General features: G+C 44.6%; 25 protein-coding genes and 1 pseudogene. 6 read left to right on the top strand and 20 right to left on the bottom strand.

Annotation, left to right across the window (positions count from 1 at the left end; all coding sequences use genetic code 11):
* Positions 1–70 precede the first annotated feature (70 nt).
* The 12 genes from VSQ61_RS11715 to VSQ61_RS11660 form a co-directional block, all read right to left on the bottom strand.
* Positions 71–1,186: a BMP family lipoprotein gene (locus VSQ61_RS11715; RefSeq protein ID WP_334344608.1), complete on the bottom strand. Its 1,116-nt coding sequence runs from the start codon at positions 1,184–1,186 to the stop codon at positions 71–73.
* 339 nt (positions 1,187–1,525) lie between these two features.
* Entirely contained in the window at positions 1,526–4,132 is a 2,607-nt protein-coding gene (locus VSQ61_RS11710) for an FtsX-like permease family protein (RefSeq protein ID WP_334344607.1), read from the bottom strand.
* A 1-nt stretch (position 4,133) separates the two neighbouring features.
* Complete coding sequence (locus VSQ61_RS11705; protein WP_334344606.1) at positions 4,134–4,808, bottom strand: ABC transporter ATP-binding protein; 675 nt, start codon at positions 4,806–4,808, stop codon at positions 4,134–4,136.
* A 425-nt stretch (positions 4,809–5,233) separates the two neighbouring features.
* Positions 5,234–5,602 carry a hypothetical protein gene (locus VSQ61_RS11700; RefSeq protein WP_334344605.1) on the bottom strand — a complete coding sequence of 123 codons (369 nt, stop codon included), beginning with the start codon at positions 5,600–5,602 and terminating at the stop codon, positions 5,234–5,236.
* Entirely contained in the window at positions 5,554–6,261 is a 708-nt protein-coding gene (locus VSQ61_RS11695; protein WP_334344604.1) for a hypothetical protein, read from the bottom strand. Before VSQ61_RS11695 ends, VSQ61_RS11700 begins: the two co-directional genes overlap by 49 nt.
* A gap of 18 nt (positions 6,262–6,279) precedes the next feature.
* Complete coding sequence (locus tag VSQ61_RS11690; protein ID WP_334344603.1) at positions 6,280–6,474, bottom strand: helix-turn-helix transcriptional regulator; 195 nt, start codon at positions 6,472–6,474, stop codon at positions 6,280–6,282.
* Between the two features lie 169 nt (positions 6,475–6,643).
* Positions 6,644–7,561, bottom strand: coding sequence for a sensor histidine kinase (locus tag VSQ61_RS11685; protein ID WP_334344602.1), 918 nt, complete (start codon positions 7,559–7,561; stop codon positions 6,644–6,646).
* On the bottom strand, positions 7,554–8,264 hold the full coding sequence (locus tag VSQ61_RS11680) for a response regulator transcription factor (RefSeq protein ID WP_334344601.1): 711 nt from the start codon (positions 8,262–8,264) through the stop codon (positions 7,554–7,556). Before VSQ61_RS11680 ends, VSQ61_RS11685 begins: the two co-directional genes overlap by 8 nt.
* Positions 8,265–8,442: 178 nt before the next feature.
* Positions 8,443–8,682 carry a hypothetical protein gene (locus tag VSQ61_RS11675; RefSeq protein ID WP_334344600.1) on the bottom strand — a complete coding sequence of 80 codons (240 nt, stop codon included), beginning with the start codon at positions 8,680–8,682 and terminating at the stop codon, positions 8,443–8,445.
* Between the two features lie 83 nt (positions 8,683–8,765).
* A complete protein-coding gene (locus VSQ61_RS11670) occupies positions 8,766–9,488 on the bottom strand; it encodes a DNA alkylation repair protein (protein WP_334344599.1) in 723 nt (240 codons plus the stop codon).
* Between the two features lie 74 nt (positions 9,489–9,562).
* Positions 9,563–10,078 (bottom strand): methylated-DNA--[protein]-cysteine S-methyltransferase, encoded by a 516-nt coding sequence (locus VSQ61_RS11665; RefSeq protein WP_334344598.1) that lies wholly within the window; start codon positions 10,076–10,078, stop codon positions 9,563–9,565.
* A complete protein-coding gene (locus VSQ61_RS11660; protein ID WP_334344597.1) occupies positions 10,044–10,685 on the bottom strand; it encodes a histidine phosphatase family protein in 642 nt (213 codons plus the stop codon). Before VSQ61_RS11660 ends, VSQ61_RS11665 begins: the two co-directional genes overlap by 35 nt.
* Positions 10,686–11,291: 606 nt before the next feature.
* On the opposite strand from VSQ61_RS11660, the gene VSQ61_RS11655 reads away from it, so the two are divergent.
* From VSQ61_RS11655 to VSQ61_RS11630, 6 genes and pseudogenes are all read left to right on the top strand, one after another.
* A complete protein-coding gene (locus VSQ61_RS11655; protein WP_334344596.1) occupies positions 11,292–12,020 on the top strand; it encodes a lantibiotic protection ABC transporter ATP-binding protein in 729 nt (242 codons plus the stop codon).
* Positions 11,998–12,726, top strand: a complete 729-nt coding sequence (locus VSQ61_RS11650) for a lantibiotic immunity ABC transporter MutE/EpiE family permease subunit (RefSeq protein ID WP_334344595.1) — start codon at positions 11,998–12,000, stop codon at positions 12,724–12,726. Before VSQ61_RS11655 ends, VSQ61_RS11650 begins: the two co-directional genes overlap by 23 nt.
* Positions 12,719–13,471: a lantibiotic immunity ABC transporter MutG family permease subunit gene (locus VSQ61_RS11645; RefSeq protein ID WP_334344594.1), complete on the top strand. Its 753-nt coding sequence runs from the start codon at positions 12,719–12,721 to the stop codon at positions 13,469–13,471. The genes VSQ61_RS11650 and VSQ61_RS11645 overlap by 8 nt, the downstream gene beginning before the upstream one ends.
* Positions 13,472–13,485: 14 nt before the next feature.
* Positions 13,486–13,623, top strand: a pseudogene (locus VSQ61_RS11640) (YccF domain-containing protein); the annotation flags it as partial.
* A gap of 33 nt (positions 13,624–13,656) precedes the next feature.
* Positions 13,657–14,316 carry a response regulator transcription factor gene (locus VSQ61_RS11635; RefSeq protein WP_334336757.1) on the top strand — a complete coding sequence of 220 codons (660 nt, stop codon included), beginning with the start codon at positions 13,657–13,659 and terminating at the stop codon, positions 14,314–14,316.
* The gene (locus tag VSQ61_RS11630) at positions 14,307–15,662 is read left to right on the top strand and encodes a sensor histidine kinase (protein WP_334344593.1); all 1,356 of its coding nucleotides are present in this window, start codon (positions 14,307–14,309) and stop codon (positions 15,660–15,662) included. The genes VSQ61_RS11635 and VSQ61_RS11630 overlap by 10 nt, the downstream gene beginning before the upstream one ends.
* Before the next feature lie 195 nt (positions 15,663–15,857).
* Here VSQ61_RS11630 and VSQ61_RS11625 read toward each other — a convergent pair whose 3' ends face one another.
* The 8 genes from VSQ61_RS11625 to VSQ61_RS11590 form a co-directional block, all read right to left on the bottom strand.
* Positions 15,858–18,128 (bottom strand): M56 family metallopeptidase, encoded by a 2,271-nt coding sequence (locus tag VSQ61_RS11625; RefSeq protein ID WP_334344592.1) that lies wholly within the window; start codon positions 18,126–18,128, stop codon positions 15,858–15,860.
* Positions 18,125–18,487 (bottom strand): BlaI/MecI/CopY family transcriptional regulator, encoded by a 363-nt coding sequence (locus VSQ61_RS11620; RefSeq protein ID WP_334344591.1) that lies wholly within the window; start codon positions 18,485–18,487, stop codon positions 18,125–18,127. Before VSQ61_RS11620 ends, VSQ61_RS11625 begins: the two co-directional genes overlap by 4 nt.
* 309 nt (positions 18,488–18,796) lie before the next feature.
* On the bottom strand, positions 18,797–19,795 hold the full coding sequence (locus VSQ61_RS11615) for a hypothetical protein (RefSeq protein ID WP_334344590.1): 999 nt from the start codon (positions 19,793–19,795) through the stop codon (positions 18,797–18,799).
* Positions 19,796–19,948: 153 nt separating this feature from the next.
* Entirely contained in the window at positions 19,949–21,403 is a 1,455-nt protein-coding gene (locus VSQ61_RS11610; protein ID WP_334344589.1) for an MBOAT family O-acyltransferase, read from the bottom strand.
* Entirely contained in the window at positions 21,393–22,610 is a 1,218-nt protein-coding gene (locus tag VSQ61_RS11605) for an NADP-dependent isocitrate dehydrogenase (protein WP_334344588.1), read from the bottom strand. Before VSQ61_RS11605 ends, VSQ61_RS11610 begins: the two co-directional genes overlap by 11 nt.
* 134 nt (positions 22,611–22,744) lie before the next feature.
* On the bottom strand, positions 22,745–23,629 hold the full coding sequence (locus VSQ61_RS11600) for a class I SAM-dependent methyltransferase (protein ID WP_334344587.1): 885 nt from the start codon (positions 23,627–23,629) through the stop codon (positions 22,745–22,747).
* Positions 23,630–23,767: 138 nt separating this feature from the next.
* The gene (locus VSQ61_RS11595; RefSeq protein ID WP_334344662.1) at positions 23,768–25,693 is read right to left on the bottom strand and encodes a heavy metal translocating P-type ATPase; all 1,926 of its coding nucleotides are present in this window, start codon (positions 25,691–25,693) and stop codon (positions 23,768–23,770) included.
* A 242-nt stretch (positions 25,694–25,935) separates the two neighbouring features.
* On the bottom strand, positions 25,936–26,154 hold the full coding sequence (locus tag VSQ61_RS11590) for a cation transporter (RefSeq protein ID WP_334344586.1): 219 nt from the start codon (positions 26,152–26,154) through the stop codon (positions 25,936–25,938).
* Positions 26,155–26,260: the final 106 nt, after the last annotated feature.

Below are 26,260 nucleotides of genomic sequence, written 5' to 3'. Positions count from 1 at the left end.
AAGCTGCCCCGGCGCTCACACTATTTCATTCTTTTCTTAAAGCATATGAAGCCGTTCCTGTTAAAGAAGATTAATCCAGCTCATATACATCGCCGTGTGCAGCTTCGAACTCTTCCTGTGAAGATGGTACAACTACCTCACCGCTGACGATCTTTTCTTTCACTTCCTCAACTGCTGAGATTACTTCAGCCGGAAGCAGATCCTGTGTAGGTGCAATATCAACACCGCCTGCTGCCAGGTCATAAGTATGTACGCCGCTCTCCAGAGTTCCTCCGATCAGAGCCTCTACCGCATCGTATACGGCATTGTCCACTCTCTTCATAGCAGAAGTGATAATTGTCTCCGGTGCCAGACTGGACTGATCACTGTCCACACCGATTGCATAAACGCCGTCCGCTTCCTTACATGCCTCAATAACGCCAAGACCGGTTCCGCCTGCCGCATGGAAGATAATGTCCGCACCGTTGGTAATTGCTGTGTTGGCATTGCTCTTGCCGCCTGCCGGATCTGCAAAAGAGTCTGCATTAAACTGCTGGATCTTTACATCCGGATTGGCATCCAGTGCACCTGCGCAGTAACCGTATCCGAACAGGTTCATGTTGTCATTAGCCATACCGATTACAAAGCCGATGTTGTTCTTCTCTGTCATAAGTCCGGCTACATAACCTACCAGGTAGGAAGCCTGCTCCTGCTTGAACATCAGACAGCTTACATTGTCAAGCTCGATGGTAGCATCATCAATGATAGCGAACTTCACATCCGGATTAGCCTCTGCCGCTGCCTTGGTAGCATCTGCAAGCATATAGCCTACACAGATAATGAGATCATAGTCCTCATCCACAAATGCCTCAATGTTGGGAGCATAGTCTGCGTCTGTCTTGGACTCCAGATAATTAGCCTCAACGCCTAATTCTGAGATGGCTCTCTGAAGGCCCTCCCATGCGGACTGGTTGAAAGAACCGTCATTTACGCCGCCTACGTCTGTAATCAGACCAATCTTAAAGTCTGCGCCGTTTCCGGATGGAGCCTCTGCGTCAGATTCTGCAGGTGCCTCTGCATCATCACCGGCCTGCTCACTGCCTTCTGCCGGTGCTTCCGTTCCCTGATCCGAAGAGCCTCCCCCACATGCAGCCATGGTCGCCACCATTGCCGCAGTCAATAATACTGCCAGTAATTTCTTTTTCATATGTTTCTCTCCTTTTTCTTTTTTGGCTTACGCCGGAAGCTTGTCCTTCCCACGGCTTACGCTGTCTGGCATAACAGCTAAATCACTGCCGTGATTGGGACAATCTCCTAAGTCCTATATTAACATCTTTAGAGCAAAAATAAAAGATAGAATTTTTAACTATTTCGTTTTAATTTCTTATGATTCTTTCATGATAATTTTTCTATCAGGAACGCAAAAAAGAAACGAGCAGTTTACTTATGCCCCAAGGACCATGCATAACATACAACCCGTTTCTCTTTCACATTCAATATTATTTGCATAAAAAGTGTTTTTCCAAAGTCAAAGCAGACATCCGCCTTACTCCGCCTCACGCAGACGCTCTACCACGCTCTGCCTTTCCACGATGCGGTAAGCCAGTACGGGAATCACAACGCCCAGAGCCAAAAATACAAACAGCATTCCAAAAATCGGCGCCCAGATCCATTTTGCCGTAAAAAACCAGAGCAGGTGCTCCAATTGTCTCAGAACGAGTCCCTGCAGTACAAGGCTTAAGAGCAGGGACAAAAGGATGGCCAGGATCCCATAAGTAGAGCCCTCTAAAATCAGCATCTCTTTTAATTGGCGCCCGGTCATGCCGATGCTTTGAAGCACCGCAAGCTCCCGGCGTCTTGCACGGATTCCCGTCACAATGGCGTTGATGTAATTTAAGATGCCTACCAGCGCCACCACCAGACTGGCGGATCCGCCCACAAGGAGAAACATCCGGCGGAAAGACTGAAACTGATCGCTGTAGCTCTTTTTCGATTCAAAATCAAGGGACGGATCGATCTCTTTCGTATACTGCTCAAGAAAGTCCTCCATTGCCGGAACAGCATCTTCCTCCATATTCAGTATATAGCACATGCGGGTAGCGTCATCACCTTTTTCCCCTTTGAGCACATCCGAAGCCATAGCAAAGTCAACTCCGCCATACCTGCGTAATGACAGGGAGTTAGGCAGTACTGCTGTTGCGCCGATGGTATAGGTCTTTTCATGACTTTTATGGACAATAAGCTCTGCATCCATATCGTCTCCAATATATTCATAATCATCCGCAAAGGAAAGGGTTACTTTATCTCCCACGGAGTAGGGCGCCTTCTCCAGATAAGGAACTCCATAATCATCCTTGTGCACAAGCTGAATAATGGTATCTCCTTTTTTCAGCTCCTCATAATCCACCTGTCCCTCCACAAAATCCAGATATTGAAAGGGAACCTCATCCAGCCCGAAGAGATCGGCAGCCGCTTCCATCCAGTCATTGTCGTTCATGGCCCGTATTTCATCATCCAGGGTCTGCAGCTGTATTGCCAGCAAGGTTCGAAGATACTGCTCCTTTGTCATGGAAGCATGGGTAATCCCCGTGTCATAATAAACGAGTCCTGCTTCTTTGATCCCCTCCTGGCTGTTCACTGTCTGGATAACGGTCTTATCAAGCTCCTGATTTTTACTGCCGAACATGCTTTTAAATAAATCTTTGTTGGCAATCAGGTAGTCGGCTGTCACAAATTTGCCCACAAATTTGTTCATATCAAAGCCTGCGGAAAAGGCGCTTACGCCGTAGAGCAGGACAACGCTTAAGGACAGGGACAGGATTACCAGGATAGTCCGCTTCCTGCTTCGTCCCAGATTGGCCAATGCCATGTTTAAAATCCTGGATCCCCTTTTCTCTTTCCTTTGGAGACGTTTTCCTAAGGGAGATGCCTCTACATAACGCACGGCTTCTACCGGGGAGACGGATGCCGCTATTTTTCCGGGCTTACGGCAGCTAAGGAGTACGGTAAAAAGGGAAAACAGCGCCGCACCAATGAATATCCACGGATTTAAGGTCAGGTAGGCTTTCTCCTCTGACATGTTGCGCATAATCAGGGATGTTATCTGATTTCCTGCCAGATAGCCTGCAATCATCCCCAGGGGAAGTCCCAGAATACAGAGCTTTAACGCCTGACGGCGGATCAGGGCCTTAATCTGCCGTCCTGTGGTTCCGATGGTTTTTAAGAGACCATAGAAACGAATATCACCCGACACGGATATCTGAAAAATATTGTTGATGATGAGATATCCGGTCAAAACAATCATCATGCACAGAACAGCGATTGCCCCTATATTCAGAAGCGCTCCGCCCGTATCTGTGTGGGTGCTTAAATATGCCCAGTTGACGCCTGTGCGCAGATAATTTTCCGCCATGGGATCTTCGGTGTCATAACCGTTGTCCTCTGCGATCTTCCGAAGATTTTCTTCGATGTTCTGGCTGTTTTTAAAGCAGATATTTACATTCCACAATCCGGCTCCCATTGATTCCATAATGGAATCCGGCTCATATTCCGAGAGCATTTCATCTACAAAGGCTTCTGACAGCCACATTTCGCTGACCATAGCCGCCTCGTCACGTTCCCAGAATCCGCTTAGGGTAAAGGTTTCTTCCCGTGTTTCCCCATGAAAGACAAAGGGGACGGTAATCTTCTCTCCCACCTTATGGGGAACCCCCAGCAGATCCAATATACGTGTGTCAGTGGCAAGCTCCATCTTCTCTCCTGGCATGCTTCCGGTTGTGGGCTTGCAGAAGTACATGTCTGCCCCAATATCATCCGAATAGCGCACCTCCACCCTTTCCTTAGAAAATATGCCATCCTGCAGGGCGGTCAGCACTTTATTTGTCCCGTATTTTTCTATGAGAGGATGAGTGATAAGCGCCTCTTTCTGCTCATCTGTTACTTCCTTGAAGCCGCCGTGGGCATAACCGCCCACCTGACGCATAGTGCTTTGCTCGGTAGAATATTTTATGGAAATGGCTGCTGTGAACAGGGCGCTGAATAACAGGGTGGTCAGTATGACTGCGATAACTGCCATGATATTTCTGGTTTTGTTTGCCGCAAAGCTTCTGTCTGCCAAACGGCGTATGGTCTTTTTGTTTTTTACACGCAGCATGTTACTCACCGTCCTTTACGATTCGGCCGTCCTCGATTCGGATGATGCGGTCGGACATCTGGGCTATCTCTTCGTTGTGGGTAATCATAACGATGGTCTGATGGAAACGCTGGCTGGTAACTTTTAAAAGTCCCATAACATCCTGGCTGGTTTTGGAATCCAGATTGCCGGTTGGCTCATCGGCAAGGATGATGGCCGGTTTGCCGGCCAGGGCACGGGCGATTGCCACTCGCTGCTGCTGTCCGCCGGACAGGTTTCCCGGGAGGTTTTCCAGCTTTTCTTCCAGGCCAAGGAGATCTATGATCTGCCCGATGTATTTTGTATCCGGGCGGCCGCCGTCCAGTTCGATGGGAAGCAGGATGTTTTCTTTTACGTTCAGTACCGGTACCAGGTTGTAGTTTTGGAATACGAAGCCGATTTTTCTTCGTCGGAAGATGGTCAGGGCTTCTTCCTTGAATGAAAAGATGTCTTTGCCGTCTACCAGGACTTTTCCCGCCGTGGGACGGTCCAGGCCGCCCAGCATATGAAGCAGGGTGGATTTGCCGCTTCCCGATGTTCCTACGATGGCAGTGAAGCTGCCATTTTCTATCTTCAGGTTTACGCCGTCCAGGGCTTTTACTGTGTTTTCGCCGGAACCGTAATGCTTTCGCAGGTCCTTTGTTTCCAGAATGGTCATGTTTTTTTCCTCCATTTTTGATTTTAATGAAATCAGAATATGGTTATATATGATTTCTATGCAGCAATGTTTGGTGCTTATATTGGGAGTATAGCACATGAAAATTTCTGGATTCTTTCTGAAATATAACGGTTTTGAAAGATTTGTCATTTTCAATGATTTAGGTTTTCTAAGACGGACGGGAGAATGGCAGGCCGGGGAGGAATTTCCATATCCTGTGTTCGCAATTTCTCGTTACATCTGTATGCTTCATTCGGACAATGCCCCCTCCAAGCTTTGAACTTTTCTGAATGTTCTTGTGGGGCATTGTTCGCCTAAATCATACAGATGTCTCGAAAAGGCGGACGCTTGGATATTGGAAATCCCTCCCCGGCCTGCCATTCTCCCTGGTTTGTCTATAAAAGTTTGGTTATGAAAAATAGGTTTTAATAGAGGTATTGGTTTTTTAGGCTATCTATTTCTAACTGGATGGCTTCTCTGTTGGCACTTAGGATGGTGAATGAGCAGTGCATGGTGCATGGCTCATTGGTTGCTTTTATGGTTCCGGTTTCTATACGTTCGTATTCTGTAAGGACACCGTATTCGTTGATGGTGTAGGATTCTGTGGCTTTTGCTTCTTTGATTTCATCACTGTTTTCCAGACTTCCTGCTACTTGCTTGTATTTATTGTTGTAAATTATGGTATAGCAGGTTTTCCCGTCCTGGTATTCTTTTGTAATGACCTCTACGGTTTTGGGAGTGATGTCTAAAAGGCCGCAGATGGGCTGTGTGTTGTGGAATGTATGATCGAGCATGTCTGTTGTCCATTCTTCGGTATAGGCCTGAAGCCATTCCTCCTCGGAAATCCATTTTCCCTGATCAGCCATATACCATTCAAGGGTGTCCGGATCTTTCCGGTAGTATTCTCTGTATACGGTGTCTTCATTTTCGGGATCCATGCTTCGCTTCTACGTCCCTTTTCTCCTGTCTCTTCATCAATCAACAAGGCATAATGAAGATATGCCAAATGACTGAGAAAAACCGCCAGCAGGATTCCTAGTACTGCCATTACCCATGGAAGCGGATGCTTTGCACCGCAAAAAATGAAAAACATGAGCCATGGAAAAGCTCCCATAGACAAGCTGCAACTCCAGAAATTCCATTTTCCTTTTCCTTTCTCATAAAATTCCTGATTTCCGTAATAGCAGCTATAAAGGAATCTTCCTGTTTCCATAACTGAGATAATCCCAAAAGTTAGAAGCTGAAAAAACATCTCCCCAATCAAACTTTCACCCAAATATTTTTTTAAAAGGTCAAGTATCATCGGCCAGAAAATCATGAGAAAAATGAGTATTCGAATCAATGTCCGGTAGCACCAGTAATAGCTTTTCCATTGAATTTGTTCCATCCGTTCGTCTTTTATGATGCTCTCCGGCTCTTTTAGGGCATTCCACAAAATCCATTCTTTTTTCATGAAGTCTTCCTCCTTTCCCTATTTCCAAAATATTTCATCCAGTGTTTTTCCTAAAACATGGCAGATGCTTAAGCATAGATTTAAGGTGGGATTATAGTCTCCCCGTTCGATCATGTTGATGGTCTGCCGGGATACGCCTACCGCCTTTGCCAGATCCTCCTGGGAATAATCCAGTTCTGCCCGTGCGGCTTTCAGCTTCAGGTTCTTTGCCATGATCTCCACCTCCTAACCGGTCTCTCTGGTTTCTATCTCGGTTTGCTATTCACCCATTGCTATCTCCTATCTAAAATCAGAATATCATCTATATGACATTTTGTCAAATATATTTTACATATAAGAGCACAAAATAACAGAGCCAAAGTTGTTTTCACCTCTGGTTCTGTCACCCTGTTCTTCTTGGAAGAAATACGGAGAATACGGTTTCTTCTCCGGATGTAACCTTGATGTATCCGCCCTGTGCACGTATAATCTCTCTTGCCAGATAAAGGCCAAGGCCGATGCCGTCTTTTTCCCGGACTCGCCCGGAACGGTAAAATCGCTGAAATATTTTGGGAAGTTCTTCCTCTCTGATTCCCATTCCGTGATCTACGATGTCAATCCGGTAAAAAAGTTCGTAGGGGGAACCCTGGATGAGTATGGTGTCACCTGGATGGGTGTATTTTACTGCATTATCCAGAATGTTCCAAAGTGCTTCCGCCGTCCATTTATAATCAAAGAAAGCCGTTTCCGGACCCTCCTTTATGCGGCAGTGAATCTGAATCTGTTTCTGTTCGGCTAAGAGGGTGCCTTCCTCTGCTGTTTCATGCAAAAGCTTCCCCACCGAATATTCCTTTGGAGATAATTGAATGATTCCCTGTTCCAACCTGGAACTTTTAATCAGTGAGTCTATGAGAAATTTCAGCTTTTCTGCCTGAGCATTCAGTTGATAAGCCAATTCCCCCGCTTCCTTTGGTGCCTGTTCGGAAAGGAGTCCGGCATAGAGAAGCAGATTGGCTATGGGAGTTTTTGTTTGATGGGAAATGTCTGCAAGGAGGGAATGAATCTCTCCCTGTTCCTTTGAAAGCTCTTGTTCTCTTCCTTCCTGCCGCCGAAGATACTGGCAAAGCCTTGCTTCTATTGAGGATAGATGGCTTTCGTCAAAATGCTGTTCCTCAAAGCTTCCGTCCACTGCCGTCTCCAGCATCTCTTCCAGCCGTTCCATAAGAAGTTCTGTCTGCTTTCGCTGTACAAAAATATATCCTACTGCCCCAAGAAAGGCTGCAAAGATCAGCCCTGAGCATAAAATCATATAGTTATCCATGGGTTCCGCTTCGCAGGGCACCGGTACGCTCATCCGACCAGGTATAGCCGATTCCATAGACTGTTTTAATGTATCTGGGTGTGGAAGGATTATCCTCAAGCTTATCTCGAAGACGTTTAATCGTAACCGACAAGGCATTCTCATCAACATATTGAGCACCGTCTGTCCAGATTCGATCTACCAGCTCCGCCCGTGAGAGGGTAAGTCCCCGATTCTCTATGAGAAGCCGCAAGAGCTTTTGCTCGGTTTTACTAAGCTCTATACGCTGGTTCCCCCTGATAAATTCCATACTGGAAAAGGAAAAATAAAATTTTCCTGCCTGATATACCTGAATGCCGCCCCTGCGCCTTTTCCGCATCTGGGTATTGATTCGGGCACGCAGAACCATCAGACTGAAGGGCTTAGTTATATAGTCATCCGCACCAAGCTCTAAGCCTGTTACAATCTCGGTTTCCAGATCATTTGCTGTGAGAATCACCACCGGAATCTCCTGCTTTTCCTTTATCTCCTGTAATAACTCTAAGCCGTTTCCGTCCGGCAGGTTTAAGTCCAGAATCACCAGCGTAATTTCATGGTGCTCCAGCGTTTCTCTGGCTCCGGCCAAATCCTGAGTCTGTAAAAATATATATCCCTCCGCTTTCAGTGCAAGGGCAATGCCGTTGCTTAAGGCTTTGTCATCCTCTACAATCAAAATCTTTTCCATGGAATATGTTCAGCTCCTTATGTATGTATTCTTTGGTCACTTTTCGCACCTACGCCAATCAACCATCTGACTGGTGTGAAACCAATACAGAGAATTGTAACATTCATTGTGTGCGAGGAACTTATTTTCTTTTCTTTTGATTGTAAGATAATAACCTTGATAAAAATGGATTCTTTTCTTAAGAATTTTTGAACTTTTCTCTTTTGTATGGCAAATTCTTGCAATAGACAGAATGTTCCAGCAGCCCTTCCTTTTCACCCGGCTTTAAAATCAAATCCATCTCCGCCTGATGATAACGGCCAATATTCTGCCCTAAGATTAATTCCAAAATCAGTCGGCAGGTTTCCGGCTCATCCAATGCCGCAGCAAATAGAAAAGCATTCTTTAAATCCAGTTCCCCAAATTTTTTCTGTGCCATAAATCCTCCTTCCGGATGTACGGCACAAAATTCATTCGGTCTTTTTCATTATAAATGACTGGTAATGGAAGCGCAGCTATAATTTACATAACTTTCCGCTTCATGCTCCGAATCTTCGCCTTTATTTCTCCATCTACCCGATAAGATTCCGTGATTTTCTGGAGAGCCTTGTTGTAAGTCCAGTCGTCCAACTGATTATGATTTAAATAATCCATGCTTTCCTCCTGAAAATGCACAAAATAAACGGATACAGCCCATGCTACGGCCATCCGCACATAATAAGCCTCACTGGTGATGGCATCAAAGACCGCAAACGCACGCTCCAAATACTCCTTCTCCACAAAATGACTCAAAAGCATCACTACACCAAAGCGAATCTCATATTCCTGATCTGACCGCAAAAAAGGCTGCAGAAACTCCCAGGTCCTCTCCTTATGCTTCTTTGTTTCTTTTAAAGAACCGCAGAACACATCACACACTGCCCAATTATTGATACGTGAAATAAAATCTTTGGTGAGGGCAAGCCGTTTTTCAAAATCCATCCTGGCACAGCCAATCACAAGCCCCTGCAGCATATCATGCTCATACCATTCCCGATCATTTTCCGCAAGAAAGGTCTCCCAGTCTCCTCTGGCAATTTCCTTTGCCAGACTTCGAAGCTGGGGCACCCGCACCCCTAAAACATTGTCAACTCCAGGCAGAAGCTTGCTTTGAAATTCCTTATATTTTGGATCTGCAAGCTCCTGCAGACGTTCCCTTACAGATTCTCTTGTAAAACTATGGTCCGGTTCTTTTGTAGTACTCATTCGTGTCTCTCCTTTTCCACTCCCCAAAGTCATGTGTCCATAAATCCGTCTAAACATGATTCAAGCATTATATTTTACAGCTTTTTCAGCTTCACACCCTCCAGCTTCAGCAAATACTCCTTAATATCCAACGCCTTATTCTTCCCTGCATACCCGGTCAGGCTGCCGTTGGCGCCAATCACCCGATGGCAGGGCACAATAACGGCAATGGGATTATTCCGATTAGCCATTCCCACTGCCCTGCTTCCTTTGGGACAGCCAATGGCTTTGGCGATCTCTCCATAGCTTCTCGTCTCCCCATAGGGAATCCTAAGAAGCTCATCCCAGTCTCTCATCTGAAACTCTGTCCCATCCAGCGACAAAGGCAGTTCAAAAGCTTTCCGCTTCCCTGCAAAATATTCCTCCAGCTGCTTTTTCGCTTCTGCCAGCAAAGGAGTTTCTTCCTCCAAAACATCCTCACTTTCCGGCGATGCCCCAAAAGAAAGGCTGCAGATGCCTTTTCCATCCTCCATAAGCTCAAGCTCTCCTACAGGCGTCTGAACCATACATTTTTTCTTATTCAAAATAGTTGGTACTTCTTGCTTCGTCATAATAGATCACATTCTCCTGTCTTAAAGTAATGACCCCTTGTTCTACATCCAGAATAGATACTGCACAGTTTTTATGTACGCCCCCATTCCAGAAATCTTTCATGTCCTTAATGGTAATGCTGCTCAAAAGACCTTTCACCACAGCACCATGCCCAGACAGCAGGATTGTCTTATCCTGATACTCTGGGTTATGCACCAGCTCCTGCAAAAATTCTGTCGTCCGCTCACAGAGATGAAGAATAGACTCTCCCCCTTTTGGAGGAACATACTTTCCAGGATCATTAAAAAAATTCACAAAATCCGGATCCGGAATGTTCCAGCCCTCTTTTTGGCAGCAAAGCCCCTCATAAGGTCCAAAGCAGATTTCTTTCAAACGTTCTTCTTCAATAATCGGGATTTTACGATCTCCCCGAATAATTTCGGCAGTTTCCTTCGCCCGCTTTAAAGGGCTCGTAAAGATTAGATCAAACTTTACATCTTTCAGTCCCTCGGCAGTAAGTCTCGCCACCTCTATTCCATTCTGATTCAGAGGAATGTCCGTAGCCCCCTGCAGCAGGCGTTTGGTATTCCAATCCGTTTCTCCATGGCGTATTAAATAGATTACCATTTTTTTACTCCTTGTATTCTCGGCTGTTATTTTACTGATATTTTGCTTGTTTTAGTATAACGAATTTTTAGGGGGAATACAAGGTGGGGATTTGGAATTGTATTGTGTAGCGTTGGAGAAACGGACGGACGCCATCCAACCGAGAATATGCTTCCTGTCCTGCTCCGCCCAAAGGGCTAACACGCCTGACAGGAAGCATATTCTCGGTTGGATGGCTGACATTGTAATGTTGTACTGTTTTATTGATGTATCTGGTTTCTATAGTTCATTAACATCCACCTTAAAAGAACTTTGAATAAATAGTCTTATAAGATATATAAGGTAACTCCCTTTTCGGAAAGGTGTACCCACTGCTCATTAGTTTAAACTATCTTGTATATTTATAAATTTCTCTATTTTTCATGCAAGTCAAACTGCCAATAACTTAATATTCGTTGTACTTTGGATTTTACTGTTCACCTTTCTTTTTGGACATGTCTACACAGTTCTATATATTGACTTAAATAATTCCTTTTGCTTTCTCGTCAAAATTCCATTTTCTTTATGAAATCTTCAAAAATATTCTTTATGCTATTGATAGAATTAAATGAAAGGACATGATGATTTATGGATATGATTTTGAAAACAACAAACCTCTGTAAAAATTTCAAAGGGCAGACAGCAGTAAACAATGTCTCTCTGAACATTCAGAGAAATTCCGTCTACGGATTGCTGGGACCGAATGGAGCAGGCAAATCTACCATTCTTAAAATGCTCACTGGCATTTTGCGCCCTACATCGGGAGAAATTGAGTTTGACGGTCACGTATGGAACCGCAGCGATTTACAATCTATTGGCGCATTGATTGAAATGCCGCCCCTATACGAAAATCTGACTGCATATGAAAATCTGAAAGTGCGAACCCTTGCGCTCGGACTTCCCGATACCCGAATTGAGGAAGTCTTACGGATTGTTGACCTTACAGACACCCGAAAAAAGAAGGCGGAACATTTTTCTTTGGGAATGAAACAGCGGCTTGGCATTGCACTTGCGTTGTTAGCATCACCTAAATTATTGATTTTAGATGAACCGACAAACGGGTTAGACCCTATTGGTATTCAAGAGTTACGAGAACTTATCTGTTCTTTCCCTGCACATGGAATCACAGTAATTTTATCCAGCCACATTTTATCCGAAGTAGAACAGATTGCGGAACACATTGGAATTATTTCTTCCGGAAAGCTGGGCTATGAAAGCAAAATAAACAAAAGTACAAGTTTAGAAGAAATTTTTATGCGTGTTGTAGCCGCTAATAACGAAAGGGGAAAAAATAATGTTTCATCTTATACATTCTGAATTATTAAAAGTACGCCATACGTTTACATTAAAGCTATTTGTTGCGGCTCCTATCGTTACTTTGAGCTTAGGATACATCTTGAGCGGAAAATTTGTTCAGCTTACAGCCTATAATTGGTGGTATATTTTGATACTGCCGATTACGATTGCTATTTGGTGTGCCAGCTTTATCAGTTGTGAAAAACGCACACAGTATCAGAATATTCTCTGCTTATCTGTTGACAGAAAGAAAATCTGGATTGGCAAGCTGTTTGCGGCTGCCGTACTGCTTTTATTAACCAATTTTGTAATGTGGGGCGGCTGTACGCTCTTTGGTGTTTTTACCGTAATGAACATTGACCCGCTTAATGGGTTTTTCGGCTGTATGTTATTGTTTCTTGTTTACCTTTGGCAGCTTCCGCTTATTATGTGGCTTGCGAAAAAAACAAATTATCTGACCGCTGTACTTATTTCCTTTAGCTGCAGCATTTTATCCACGCTTGGAGCAGAAAGCGATTTGTTTTATCTCAATCCATTTGCCATTCCAGCACGCATTGTATGCCCCTTTTTCAAAATGCATCCTAACGGTATTCCTATTGAAAATGGTTCCTTTCTGCTGAATACTGGAACGGTCATTCCTGCCGCTTTGTTTAGCTTGATTTTGGCGGTATTGTGTTTTTTGCTTACAGCATGGCTTTTCAGTAAAGGAGACAGAACACATGATTGAGTTATACCATTATCTAAAAAGCGATTTTTACAAGCTGCGCAGTTCTTCATTCTTTTGGGTACATGTTTTATTCCCATTTCTGGGAGCAGCACTTGTTTTACTGTATGCGACATTTGCGGCTGTAAACGATATAAACAAAACTGCGGTATTCTTTCAGCTTTTCGCAATCGCATATCCTTTTGTTATTAGTATCGTTTGTGAGATGATCGCAGGACAGGAAAACCGGGCGGGGCATTATCAGAATATTTTAGTGCTGCGTTCCAAAACGAAAGTTATTTTGTCTAAATTCCTGTTACTGATTGCCGCCGGATTGCTTGCAGTATTATTGGGCATATTTCTATTTACTTTGTTGCTTCCGGCAACAGGAACAAAGCTGCTTTTGCCCATATCATCCCTTGTATTACCGGCTCTGACCTTGTGGAGCAGTAATATACTGCTATATGCGCTTTCCATTATTTTGGCATTTCGGTTTGGAAGAACGATCTGCATAGGAACGGGAGCTATTGGCAGTTTATTAGCTGCGTTGCTCCAAACAGGCCTAGGTACAGGCTTGTGGTTTGTGCTGCCATATGGCTTTGGAATACGTCTTAGTAATTTTGCGCTTCAATTTGCCTTGCAGGATTTACCTGCTGTTAGTGCAGAACTTAAATTTGGGATAAGCATGTGTGCGGGCATGACAGTTTTGTTTATTGTAATTTTGCTCGTGTGGTTTTTGCGGTACGAGGGAAAGTGTACAAATGAGTGAGGAGATGATATTATATGGGTTGTTGGGGAAATGTGATATGGTTCCTGTGCGGAGGATTATGGCAGGGCTTGGCATGGACAATATCGGGCATTTTTTGGTGCATAACCATTATTGGAATACCGATTGGGCGGCAATGTTTCAAATTTACTGCTTTTCGTAAATGAAGCCTGACAGGAGGGATTGATATGGCAAATATATTAGTTGTTGATGATGAAAACCCAATGCTGCAATTGATAAAGCGCATTCTCGAAAAAGACGCCCATACCGTAACACTTCAAGCAAATGCAAAAGCCGTTCTTGATTTGGATTTCAGACGATATGATTTGATTTTGCTGGATATTATGATGCCGGATATGGACGGTTTTGAATTATGCGATCAAATCCGTTCCCTTGTGGACTGCCCTATTATTTTCTTGACTGCAAAAACACAGGAAAGCGATATTGTTCGTGGTTTGGGAATTGGCGGCGACGATTACATCACAAAGCCTTTTGGTACAAATGAATTGCTTGCCCGTGTAAATGCGCATTTACGCAGAGATACCAGAGAAAAGAAATATGCCATATCCATTTCGGGCATTATCTTTCACATCAACGCAAAAGAAACGGAAGTTAATGGGAATAAACTCCCTCTAACCAAAAGTGAGTATGAAATATGTGAATACTTGGCTTTGCACCGGGGACAGGTTTTTTCAAAGGAGCAGATTTATGAAGCTGTTTTTGGTTTTGAGGGAGAAAGTGACGATAGTGTGATAGCCACTCATGTAAAAAATATTCGCAGTAAGTTAGCGGCTGTCAAATTATCCCCTATTGAAACGGTTTGGGGGGTGGGTTATAAATGGGAGTAAAAAAACTGCGTTCTATCTTCATGCGGTATATATTCACTGTTGCCGGAGGTATCCTTTTCATTATTGCCGTTAATGTTGGTCTATATATGCTCTGTATAAATACAGAAGTCATTATTCCTGCCATGAATATTGAGGATAGGATTGCTGACGCAGCAGAAAAAATACAGGCAGATAAATTATTTGATACAGCCGACATTCCCAGCTTTTGCGATTATGGCGTTTATTCTCCCACAGGTGCGTTCCGGTACGGTTCTTTATCAGAAGATACCGCCGACACCTTTTGGGAGAAAGCTGCCACAAACGGAAAGAATGTAATTCACCCATACCGTGTTCGGATTGTTGACCGTGGGGACGAAGTCATTCTTTTGCGTTACCGTTTGACTTCACAATTCAGCAATCCAGTGCTTCGGCGGATATGCCCCACATCCGACTTTTGCCTTGTCGGGCTGATAATAATTGAGACTATCGTTTTGCTGCTCCTTGTTTCTCATTGGTTTGGGAAATATACGGGCAGGAAAATTGAGAAACTGCTTATCGTAACCCAGGAAATTGAGAAGCAGGATTTGGATTTTAAGATTGAAAGCAGTGGCATATTTGAAGTAGACCGCGCTTTATCCGCATTAGAACACTTGAAACAGGCACTAAAAAATTCGCTTGCAGAACAATGGCAAGCCGATAAATTACGGCAGGAACAGATTTCAGCTTTGGCACATGATTTGAAAACACCATTGACTATTATCCGTGGAAATACAGAGCTGCTGTATGATACGATACTTGCCGATAATCAGAAAGAATGTGCGGACTATATTGAGGGCAGCGTTGTTCAAATGCAGGATTATGTTGAAACGCTGATTGACATGACAAAAGCAAAAGAGAATTTTTCTTTTCGCCGTGAAAATGTAAAATTATCTTTCTTATTGCAGGAAATTCATACACAGGCAAAAGGTTTGTGCGCTGTAAAAAATATTCATTTGGAATGGAGGGAGAATGTTGATCGGGAATATATCTTTGCAGACAGTGAACAACTGATAAGAGGTTTTGCAAATGTTCTTTCAAATGCAATAGAATATACGCCAGCAGGAAAAACTGTTTTCTTTGAAGTGCATGAAAAAGATAATTCAATCCTATGTTCTATCACTGATATGGGAAGCGGTTTTTCTCCCGAAGCGTTAAAACATGCGACCGAACAATTTTATATGGGCGAACAAAGCAGACATTCCAAATCGCATTATGGAATAGGTCTTTATGTAGCAGACTCCATAATAGCCCAACATGGCGGACAGCTTATTTTAAGCAACTCTGAAAAGACTGGCGGCGCACAGGTTATAATCAAAATTCCATATTGACATCATGGACGGCTTGCCAGCCGCCCTTTTTTCAAATCTTTATGAAATCCACAAAATTAACAGTTAGCATATAAATAAAGAAACACAACCAGCCATCGGATAAAAAGTATACTTCTCGCCAGGCGTGTTAGCCCTCTGGGCGGAGCAGGGCGAGAAGTATATTTCTTGTCCGATGGGGTCCGTTCTCACCCCCTACTATTTCACACTAATCATCACAACTTCATACTCCCCATCTTCTCCCTCCACAGGACAAAATTGCAGAACATATTCCCCCGTACCAAGCCATGCTCCATCCATATTTACAGAAATATTATTAAAATCTGACCGGAAGATCGCCTCTTTCACCTCCGAAGTAAAAAGATATTCATAAAGAAAATGAAAAAAATCCCTGTCCGTCACATGAAAAGTTGCCATAGCTGCATCACCAGAAACAAAATCATTCGCTGCCAGTTCTTCTAAAGCCTTATCCCCGGAAAACATAAGCTCCTCTGCCATTTTTTCATACAGCCCATCCACATCGTCACGTTCCAGACAATGCCGAACCTTCTCCGCAAAGCTTCGGTATTCCCTCTCTTTCGGGTCCCGAATCTTATCTGAGTACTCCTCCGCCACTCTGTACGCAAAGCTTTTCTGCTCATCTTCTCCCGGCTCATCGATACCGGAATAGAGTATCTTTCGATAACAGCCCTCCCCCTCATTCAGAAGCGTCATGCGATTATCCTTAATCTGACACGTAGTATAAGCAAATCTTATAGAATCCTCCATCACCTGAGCCCGGTTGATATGCAACATTCCGTTTTCACGAAGAAGATACTCATATTTACAGCCGGGATTCGCTTCTTCAATGGCCCAGAGGATCTCCTGCCCGTTTTTATATTTTTTCACATCCTCCCGCGTAATTTCAACTGCCTCATATTGCCCCCAATATCCCCCGTCATCGTCATTTTTGTAATAATAGGGATAGGGCTTCTGCGTATGGCCGGTAAATATCCCCATTTCTATATCATAATCCATGTCATAACCCGAAACAATACACATCAGCATCCCGTCCTCTATGTATTTATGCTCCGGGCTGGAAAGCGCACAGAGTACATGACTTCCATTCCACACACCATGCACATCGGTCAGCAATGGATTTCCGTCTATATAGCTCATTAGAAGCCAGACATCTCCACCCTGTTCAAAATATTCCTGTTCTGTCTGCATCAAAATGTCTTCCCGAAGCTGCTGGGGTCTTCCCTGGCTGGATACAAACCAAAGCTCTCCCTTGATATACGCATCCTCTAAGCTTCCGATCTCCACATAGGCTTCCGGCTTCCCGTCTCCATCATAATCTCTGGCAAAGCAGCGTATTTGCGCATCTTCTCTATAGTCTCCTGCCGTCCGTACAATTTGCATGAAATCTTCTTCTGAAAGTCCCGTATTTTTAGGATTCATCAAAAGACCTGCTGTCAAAAGCAATAGAACTGCCACAGCAGATACAGCCACCCAAAAAGATGCACGCCGGTATTTTAACATATGGTGAATCCGGTTCTTTACACTATTTTCCCCAAAAGACAGGAGGGAGCAAATACTTCTCTTTCGGCAGGCAAAGCCTCCCCCGTCTGCCGCATCTAATAAGGCTTTGGAGTAAGCCTCTTTCCTTTCTTCTCCCAGCTCCTCCAATACCCGTTCATCACAGGAAACCTCCATATCCTGATTCATCAGGCAAAAGGCCAGCCATACAAAGGGATTGAACCAGTGGATGCAGGAAATCACAAGAGCCATCGGCTTTACCAGATAATCCTTTCGTCTCAAATGCACCCGTTCATGACAGAGCATGATCTGACGCACTTCCGGCTCAAGGCTCCCTGAGATGTATATAGACGGATGGAAAAAGCCTGCCACAAAGGATATATGCTCTCCAGGAAACTCATACACGCCAGGCTCAACCTCCATTGTCTTAGAAAGCTGTCTCTTTAACCGGACATAAGCAAAAATATGATACAAGAGAAATGCCGCTGCTCCAAAAGCCCACACAAAAGGCAGCCAAAACCACAGCTCTGAAAGGACATTCCTAAAATTCCAAAGCGGATTCTTCGGTTGTTCTCCCGAAGCTTTTTCCGAATAGGAAATTGCGTTATCAGAGCCCTCCGAAAAGAACACCTCTTCTCCTTTTTCTTCCCCCTGCACATCCGAATAAATCTCCTGGCTCTTTGAAAAATTCCCTATCCCAAAAGCACTTCCCTGTGATAATGTCCGTTCCACGCCTACCTCAGTTTTTATACGGATATCCGATGCCGGGAGCAGACTGAAAGGCCCTTCCGGAAATACCGGGCATACAAAGCGTAAGAATACAAGCAGCCACAGAAAATAAGTATATTTCTTAGGACACTGAAAGAGAAGCAGCCGTGCCAGAAGTACAATCAAAAGCACATAAGAACCTGCAAGGCTCATATGCAAAACCGTTTGAAATAATGTTGTCATAGCTTTCCCTCCTTATAGTCCTCAATCATCTGTTCAATCTCCGCCACCTGTTCCGGCGTGAGCCGTTTTCGCTCCATAAAGGCGGCAATCATTTTTGGCAGAGAGCCACGAAATGCCTTTTCCACAAAAGCTTCTCCCTGTCCCTGAAGATATTCCTCCTTCGTGATAAGGGAGGTTACAATGGCTTTCTCATTTTTTAAAATCCCCTGTTCACAGAGCTTTTTTATAAAAGTGTAGGTGGTTGATTTCTTCCATCCAAAGGCTTCCCCGCAAAGCTTCACCAGTTCTCCTGAGCCTACAGGCTCATGCTCCCATACATAGTCTGCAAATCTCTCTTCCGCTTCTGTCATTTTATACATCTCTTTTCCTCCCGTAGTAAGCTTGTATAGTGTTTAATAAATAATTGGACCAATTATAGAGAATGTTTTCTTAAGTGTGTAAGTCAAAAAATGCAGGCATAGTGGTGTCAATACATGTTCCAATTTTATTCTTTACTCACTCTGCAAACATTCCATAGCTTTTTCCATACGCAAAACAGGCCGGTAATTTATAGACCCTATATGAAGTCTATAATATACCGACCTGCTTGTCAAGATAAAAAGATCATATCAATATAAAATCTAAATAAAATGCCAAAGAGTAAGAATTACGCACAAACAACATAAGCATCAATGATTATCCAATGCTTTCCGAAATTCCTCCAGATTATCTTCTGTCACAAAAAAACCGAAGCCCTGGCTTTCCAACTGCTCATCTGTCACATTATTGAAAATACGGTCAATAATCATATCACCTACATCTTCTGTATAATGACTGGCCTCATAATAATTATTGCGGTTTTCAGTAATGGCATTGATGCCGCTGAAATTATAGTATCCGGTCTTTTGCTGTTCTGCCAGCAGCTCCAGAAAAGATGCATACCCAAAATATTTTGACTGCTGATAGGTGGAATCATAGATAGGATTCGTAAATAAAATCAGGTTGATATTATATTTCTCGCATAATTCCGCCGTCCTTCGTATACTTGCTAACGCATCATCTATATAATAATGGTAATAGTTTCCCCAATAGGGTGTATCGCCTTCCCATTGTCCCCCCAGAGACGGGTCTCGCTTGGTGGAACCGCTTCGATAGTAGCGATCTACGTAGTCGGGATCCTCTATCTCATGTTCCACGCTTACTTCCAGAGAGGCAATGACACCCCGGATGCTGAGATAGTTTGCATAGAAGGCAAGCTTATTTTCTCTTGGATAGGGAATGCGGTAAAATTGGTTTTCATGAATAGAGGGATCCACAAAGCAGGAGATATTGTCTACACCAATCATGACATTTTTGGGGATGATCCCGTTTTCGATCAGTTCTTTCAGATTCTCCAGATGTTCTTGGGGAAGACCCTCGGAATAAGACATGTTGTACCAATTCCCTTCCGGAATTTTTTCTACGTCTATAAAGCCTGTCCGGGATGAGCCGAACAGGAAGGAGTCGAATTTGTCAGGATTGTGAAGAATATACTGCATTTTTATATAGTTGCTGTTTGGTTCTACTCCGTTGTCCCGGATCCGTTTCCAGTGAAAGATGTTGTAGGGATCTACCATAATGGGAATGGCTATCTCAAGGATGAGGATAAACAGGACGAAAGGGGTTATCTTTTTTAGGAATGTTTTCATTTGGATCTCCATTTGGGTCTTATTAATGCGAATAATGATGTAAAAACGGATGCCGCCAAGCAGGAAAACGCTTCTACTCCTGCTCCGCCATTCGGCTAACACGCCTGAGTAGAAGCGTTTTCCTGCTTAGCGGCTGAATTTTTCATCTCTCACTTAAAATTGGAAGTAGACGAACTCGTATTCTCCTAACTGGCGGCTATAGAGGATTGCAAACAGCAGCAAAAAGTAGAGAGCGTAGCGGAGGGGTTTTTTCAGAGCTCCCAGCCGCTCCCAGATGCTTTTTGTCAGTTCCAGATAGTCGTGTATCAGCAGAATCAGGATACAGACCAGGCTGATACAAAGGGTCATCACACCGGAGGCCTGTGTCATACCGGCTCCCTGAAATGCGTGATAGCCGTCTTCCAGATAGGCCACCGGATTCATAATTCCGTCGAACATGTGGGTCAGCACATAGCCCGCATCCGAGATGGTGTTTGCTCGAAAGAAGATCCATGTTATGCTCACAAACAGAAAGGTAAGCCCTATCCGAAGCCAGGTCTTTTTCTTGGTATCTACATGGAAGATGCGGTTCCACTCCCGCTCCAGAATCTGGCCCAAACCGTGGATGCCGCCCCAGAGGACGTATGTCCAGTTTGCTCCGTGCCAGAGGCCGCTGACCAGAAAGGTAATAAGCAGGTTTATGCGAGTACGCCACTTTCCTTTTCGGTTGCCGCCTAAGGGAATGTACACATAGTCCCGGAACCAGGTAGACAGGGAAATGTGCCAGCGGCTCCAGAATTCTTGTATAGAAGCTGAAAAATAGGGGCTTCTAAAGTTGGTCATCAAATCAATATCCAAAAGCTCTGCCGTTCCCACCGCAATATCAGAATAACCGGAGAAATCGCAGTAGATCTGAAAGGTAAACAATACCGTGGCTAAAAGCAGGGGAAATCCAACAAAGTTTTCTGCCGCATTATATACAGTGTCTACATATACGGCTATGGTATCCGCAATGGCTATTTTTTTAAAAAAGCCCCATGCGATCATTTTTGCTCCATGGATGCCTTTTTCGGTGTGAAAGGTATGCTCTCCCTCAATCTGCGGGAGAAGATTTCTTGTACGCTCAATAGGCCCGGCCACCAATTGAGGAAAAAATGCTATAAAGGTGGCATATTTTCCCAGATGGCGGCAGGCCTTTGTCTCACCCTTGTATACATCGATCACATAGCTCAATGTCTGGAAGGTATAAAAAGAGATACCCACAGGAAGCATCAGGTTCAGGGTTGTCTCATGAACCGGAATAGCCAGGTTCTGCAGCAGGTCTGTGACGCTTTTGCTTAAAAAATTAAAATATTTGAAGAAGAACAGGAGGCCAAAGCTGATGAGAAGAGCTGCCGCCATGCACAGCTTTCTTTTGGTACGGCTCTCTGTCCGCTCCATAAGCAATGCCGCCCCGTAAGACACCAGGGTGGTGGTCAATATCAGGGTTACATATTTTACATTCCAGCTCATGTAAAAATAATAGCTGGAGATAAAAAGCACACCCCATCGGTATTTTGCCGGAATGATCCAGTAGACGGCAAATACAATGGGCAGAAATACATAAAATGCATTGGAATTAAACAGCATGTAAAAGTTCCTCTAAAGTATTCCGGATCTCTTTGATAAAGGATTCGCTGGAAAGTACGGCGGGATTTTCAAGGGTGGTTATCAGAGCCAGATCTTTTGTCATCTTTCCGGCTTCAATGGTTTTTAAGGATGCCTCCTCCAGCTTATCTGCAAAGTTTATGAGAGCCTCATTTTTATCCAGCTCTCCCCGCTTGCGCAGTGCGCCGGACCAGGCAAAAATAGTTGCCATAGAATTGGTGGAGGTCTCCTCGCCTTTTAAATGCTTATAGTAATGACGCTGTACGGTACCGTGGGCTGCCTCGTACTCAAAGTATCCGTGGGGGGATACGAGAACAGAGGTCATCATAGCCAGAGATCCGAAAGCCGTGGCGATCAGATCGCTCATCACATCGCCGTCGTAGTTCTTGCAGGCCCAGATATAACCGCCCTCAGATTTGACCACACGGGCTACCGCATCGTCAATGAGGGTATAGAAATACTCGATACCCAGGCGTTCAAATTCTTCCTTGTATTCTTTCTCGTAGATTTCCTGAAAGGTATCCTTAAAGTAGTGATCGTACTTCTTGGAAATGGTATCCTTTGTGGCAAACCACAGATCCTGCTTTTGAGATACGGCATAGGAGAAACAGCTTCTGGCAAAGCTTTCCACCGAGCTCTCCAGATTATGCATGCCCTGGGCGATCCCGGCCTCCTTAAACTCATGGACCGTCTCACGAATCTCGGTTCCGTCTGTTCCGGTATACACCAGCTCACACTTTCCGGGACCCGGAACCTTGATTTCCGTTGCCTTGTACACATCTCCATAGGCGTGACGTGCTACGGTAATAGGTTTCTTCCATGTCTTTACATAAGGCTCAATGCCCTTTACAATAATGGGAACACGAAACACAGTTCCATCCAGAATGGCCCGGATCGTTCCGTTGGGGCTTTTCCACATTTCTTTTAAATCATACTCTTCCATCCTTGCCGCATTGGGGGTGATGGTGGCGCATTTTACGGCAACGCCGTATTTCTTTGCAGCCTCGGCAGCATCTACGGTAATCTGGTCATTGGTGGCGTTCCGCTTTTCCAGCCCCAGATCGTAATATTCCGTATTCAGATCAATAAACGGAAGCAAGAGCTCGTCCTTGATCATTTTCCAGAGTATCCTTGTCATTTCATCCCCATCCATCTCTACTAATGGGGTTGTCATCTTTATTTTTTCCATCTTCTTTCCTCCTCAGGGTTTCGTATATTGCTAAAATCTCTTAATGCCTGATCTTGACAAAAATGATTCCGTTTCCTAATTATAGTCGATCTTTATGCTGCCCGCAACCCAAAATTGTCTGCCGCCTCCCACTGCTAGCGCACCAGATTTTCCCGGGAAACCTTTCGGATAAGCTTCATCCGATCCTTCGGGGACAAATTCGGCCTGTTTGCAGTCTTTTTTAGAGAAACAAGGAATTCCGCTGATGCGGATCTTTCAATGCTCTCTATTTTGAAGGTTATGAGCCCGTACTGCCACAGTTCATAGATGATGAGCTCAAAGGAGGAAGGCGTAAAAACATTCTGATGAATATCATGAAAAGTGCTTTCCTCTATGGAATCCTGAAATATCTTCTGGTTAAATGTCTCATCATGGATAAACCGGTAGTTTTTGCTCATAAAAGGTGCTCGCAGAGGCGACCAGGAGGTTTCCCCGCCCCGGCTTACCACATGACTGCAATAGTCGGTCAGCGCACCTGTGGAACCATTTTTATCAGCGGAAAGGTAATCGTTGATTACTTTTCCTGCTGTAGTGCTCATCCGAAAGTGATCCAGCGTAAAACGTTTATCCGGTACGGCCAGGGACAGGATGCCGTCCATCTTGAGCATATTGGCACAATCCTTGAGAAATCCCACAAAGTCGGGAACATGCTCAATTACATGGGAAGCAATCACATAGTCGTAATACCCGGTTTTACCTGTTACTTCTGTGTAGGACTGCCCCTTCCATATGTAATCCACTTCTTCGATTTGGGAGGTATCAAGGCCCATAGCTTCGTACTTTTTTGTCAGTTCTTCTTTGGACAGGTGATCCACAATCTCTACCTGATACCCTTCCCTTTTGGGAGCACAGGGACGTAAGGATGGGCCAATCTCAAGCCCTGTCTGATTTTTGGTAATGTGCTTTAACATTTTATTTCGGCGCCCCTGCTCCATGCGCCCTCTCAAATGCTTTTTTGCTGCGGCGGCAAGTTGCTTCATTTGTATACCTTCCTTAGTATCTTATAACAGTCAAAAGAACGGTTTTATTTTATCACCTGAAGGTAATTATTTCAACCTGCGATTTCGGGATTCTCAGCAGTTACTCACTTGTACATTTTTTTGGTATTCCCTCCCCTGTCACAGCTTTTTCACAAACAGGCAGCGGATTGCATTGAGAACTGCAAGAATCATAACGCCCACATCCGCAAAGATTGCCAGATACATATTTGCGATGCCCACAGCTCCCAGTATCAGGCAGGCAAATTTTACGCCCAGGGCCAGAACAATATTCTGATACACAATTCTCAGGCACTTTCCCGATATCTTGATTGCCTTTGCGATTTTTACGGGATCGTCGTCCATCAGCACCACATCCGCCGCTTCAATGGCCGCATCTGAGCCCATAGCTCCCATGGAAATGCCGATATCAGCCCTTGACAATACCGGAGCGTCGTTGATGCCGTCGCCCACAAATGCCAGCTTTGCCTTGCCGGACTTCATTTGAAGCAGTTCTTCAACCTTGGATACCTTATCCGCCGGAAGCAGCTCACTGTAGACTTCATCTATGCCAAGGGAAGACGCCACCTGGTCTGCCACCTTTTTGGCATCCCCGGTCAGCATCACGGTCTTTTCCATACCTGCCCTTTTCAAAGCCAAAACAGCTTCCTTTGCGCGGGGCTTTACAATATCGGAAATAACGATATGCCCGGCATAGGCGCCGTTTAACGCCATATGAATGATGGTTCCTGTCTGATGGCAGTTCACAAAGGGAATGTTCAGGTGCTTCATCAGCTTGTCATTGCCTGCAGCAACCTCTATGCCGTCCACCTTTGCAAGAATCCCGTTTCCGCTGATTTCCCGAATATCACTTACACGGGTGCGGTCAGGCTCTCTCCCGTAAGCTTTTCGCAGGCTCCTGCTGATGGGATGGGAAGACGCACTCTCCGCCAGTGCCGCATACTCGATCAGTTGGGCATCCTTAAGCTTATTGTGATGAATGCCGTTTACCTCAAATACACCCTGGGTTAATGTGCCCGTTTTATCAAATACCATATATTTTGTCTGGGAAAGGATTTCCAGATAGTTGGAGCCTTTCACCAGAATCCCCTCCTGGCTCGCTCCGCCGATTCCTGCAAAGAAGCTTAAGGGAATGCTGATAACAAGCGCACAGGGACAGCTGATAACAAGGAATGTGAGTGCCCGGTAAATCCACACGCCCCAATCTGCCGAAAGACCCATAAGCAGCATACGCACAAGGGGCGGCAGCAGGGCCAGGGCCAATGCACTATAGCAGACAGCCGGCGTATATATTTTTGCAAACTTGGAGATGAAATCTTCGGACTTTGATTTCCGGGAGCTTGCATTTTCCACCAGATCCAGAATCTTTGACACTGTGGATTCGCCGAATTCTTTTGTTGTCTTGATTTTTAAAACACCTGTCATGTTAATGCATCCGCTGATAATCTCATCGCCCGCTTTTGCTTCACGGGGAAGACTTTCGCCTGTCAGTGCGCTGGTGTTCAGGCTGGAAGCGCCGCTTACAATGATTCCGTCAATGGGTACTTTTTCTCCCGGCTGCACCACAATGACGCTGCCGATCCCCACTTCGTCCGGATCTACCTGCTCCAGCTTTCCCTTTCTCTCCACATTTGCATAATCGGGACGAATATCCATCAATTCACTGATGTTGCGGCGGCTTTTCCCAACCGCATATCCCTGAAACCATTCTCCCACCTGGTAGAACAGCATTACGGCAATGGCTTCCAGATATTCGCCGTTTTCATATATGGCCAGAGCCATTGCGCCTATGGTGGCTGCTGCCATTAAAAAGTTTTCGTCAAATACCTGTCGGTTTTCGATTCCCTTGATGGCTTTCCTCAAAATATCATAGCCGATTATAAAATAGTCAGCCAGATACAGGGCAAAACGAACCCACCGCCCTGCAAATGGGAACAGGTATCCGTCAAGCTGGCGGAAGGTCTCTGCTGACAGGAACTGAAGACCCAGCAGGATTGCGGAAGCAGCCAGGATGCGTACCAGCATTGTCCTCTGCTTCTTCGTCATACCGCCGTTCCTCCTGCCTGCCAAAAGGAGAAGGAGGGCTGCCATTGCTATCACTGCAATCAATAATCCGTTTATAATCAATTCTTGCATTTTAAAAACTCCTTTCGAATTTATATAAAATTTTCGTTTATTGCGAAAATATGCTGCTCACAGCCTTTTGCGCATATTATGATGCTGAAAGGGCATCCCTTATTATGCCCAATGTTATGATGCACCGGCAATTTAAGGAATGCCCTCTCGGCTCAAAGAAAGATTTCGCAGTCCGGCTCCACTTTCCTGCAGGCCCGAAGTACATCCTCCATCACTGCCCCTGGCTCTTTTCCGTCCTCAAACTCTACGATCATCTTCTGGGTCATAAAGTTTACGGCGGCTGTTTGAACGCCGGCTGTTTTTCTGGCGGCATCCTCCATCAGATTGGCACAATTCGCACAGTCTACTTCGATTTTGTAAGTCTTTTTCATTGGGATAAATCCTCCTTGTTGAATCTTTTTTAATTTAACAATTAAGTACTTGTTTAATTGTTATGGCCATAGTATAATGCTGACAGGGAAGCAAGTCAATGACTTG

This window comes from Candidatus Merdisoma sp. JLR.KK006, assembly GCF_036941035.1.
Taxonomy (GTDB): Bacteria; Bacillota; Clostridia; order Lachnospirales; family Lachnospiraceae; genus Laedolimicola.
Note: the sequence above shows the minus strand (reverse complement) of the source record. Positions and strands in the feature narration are given on the sequence as shown.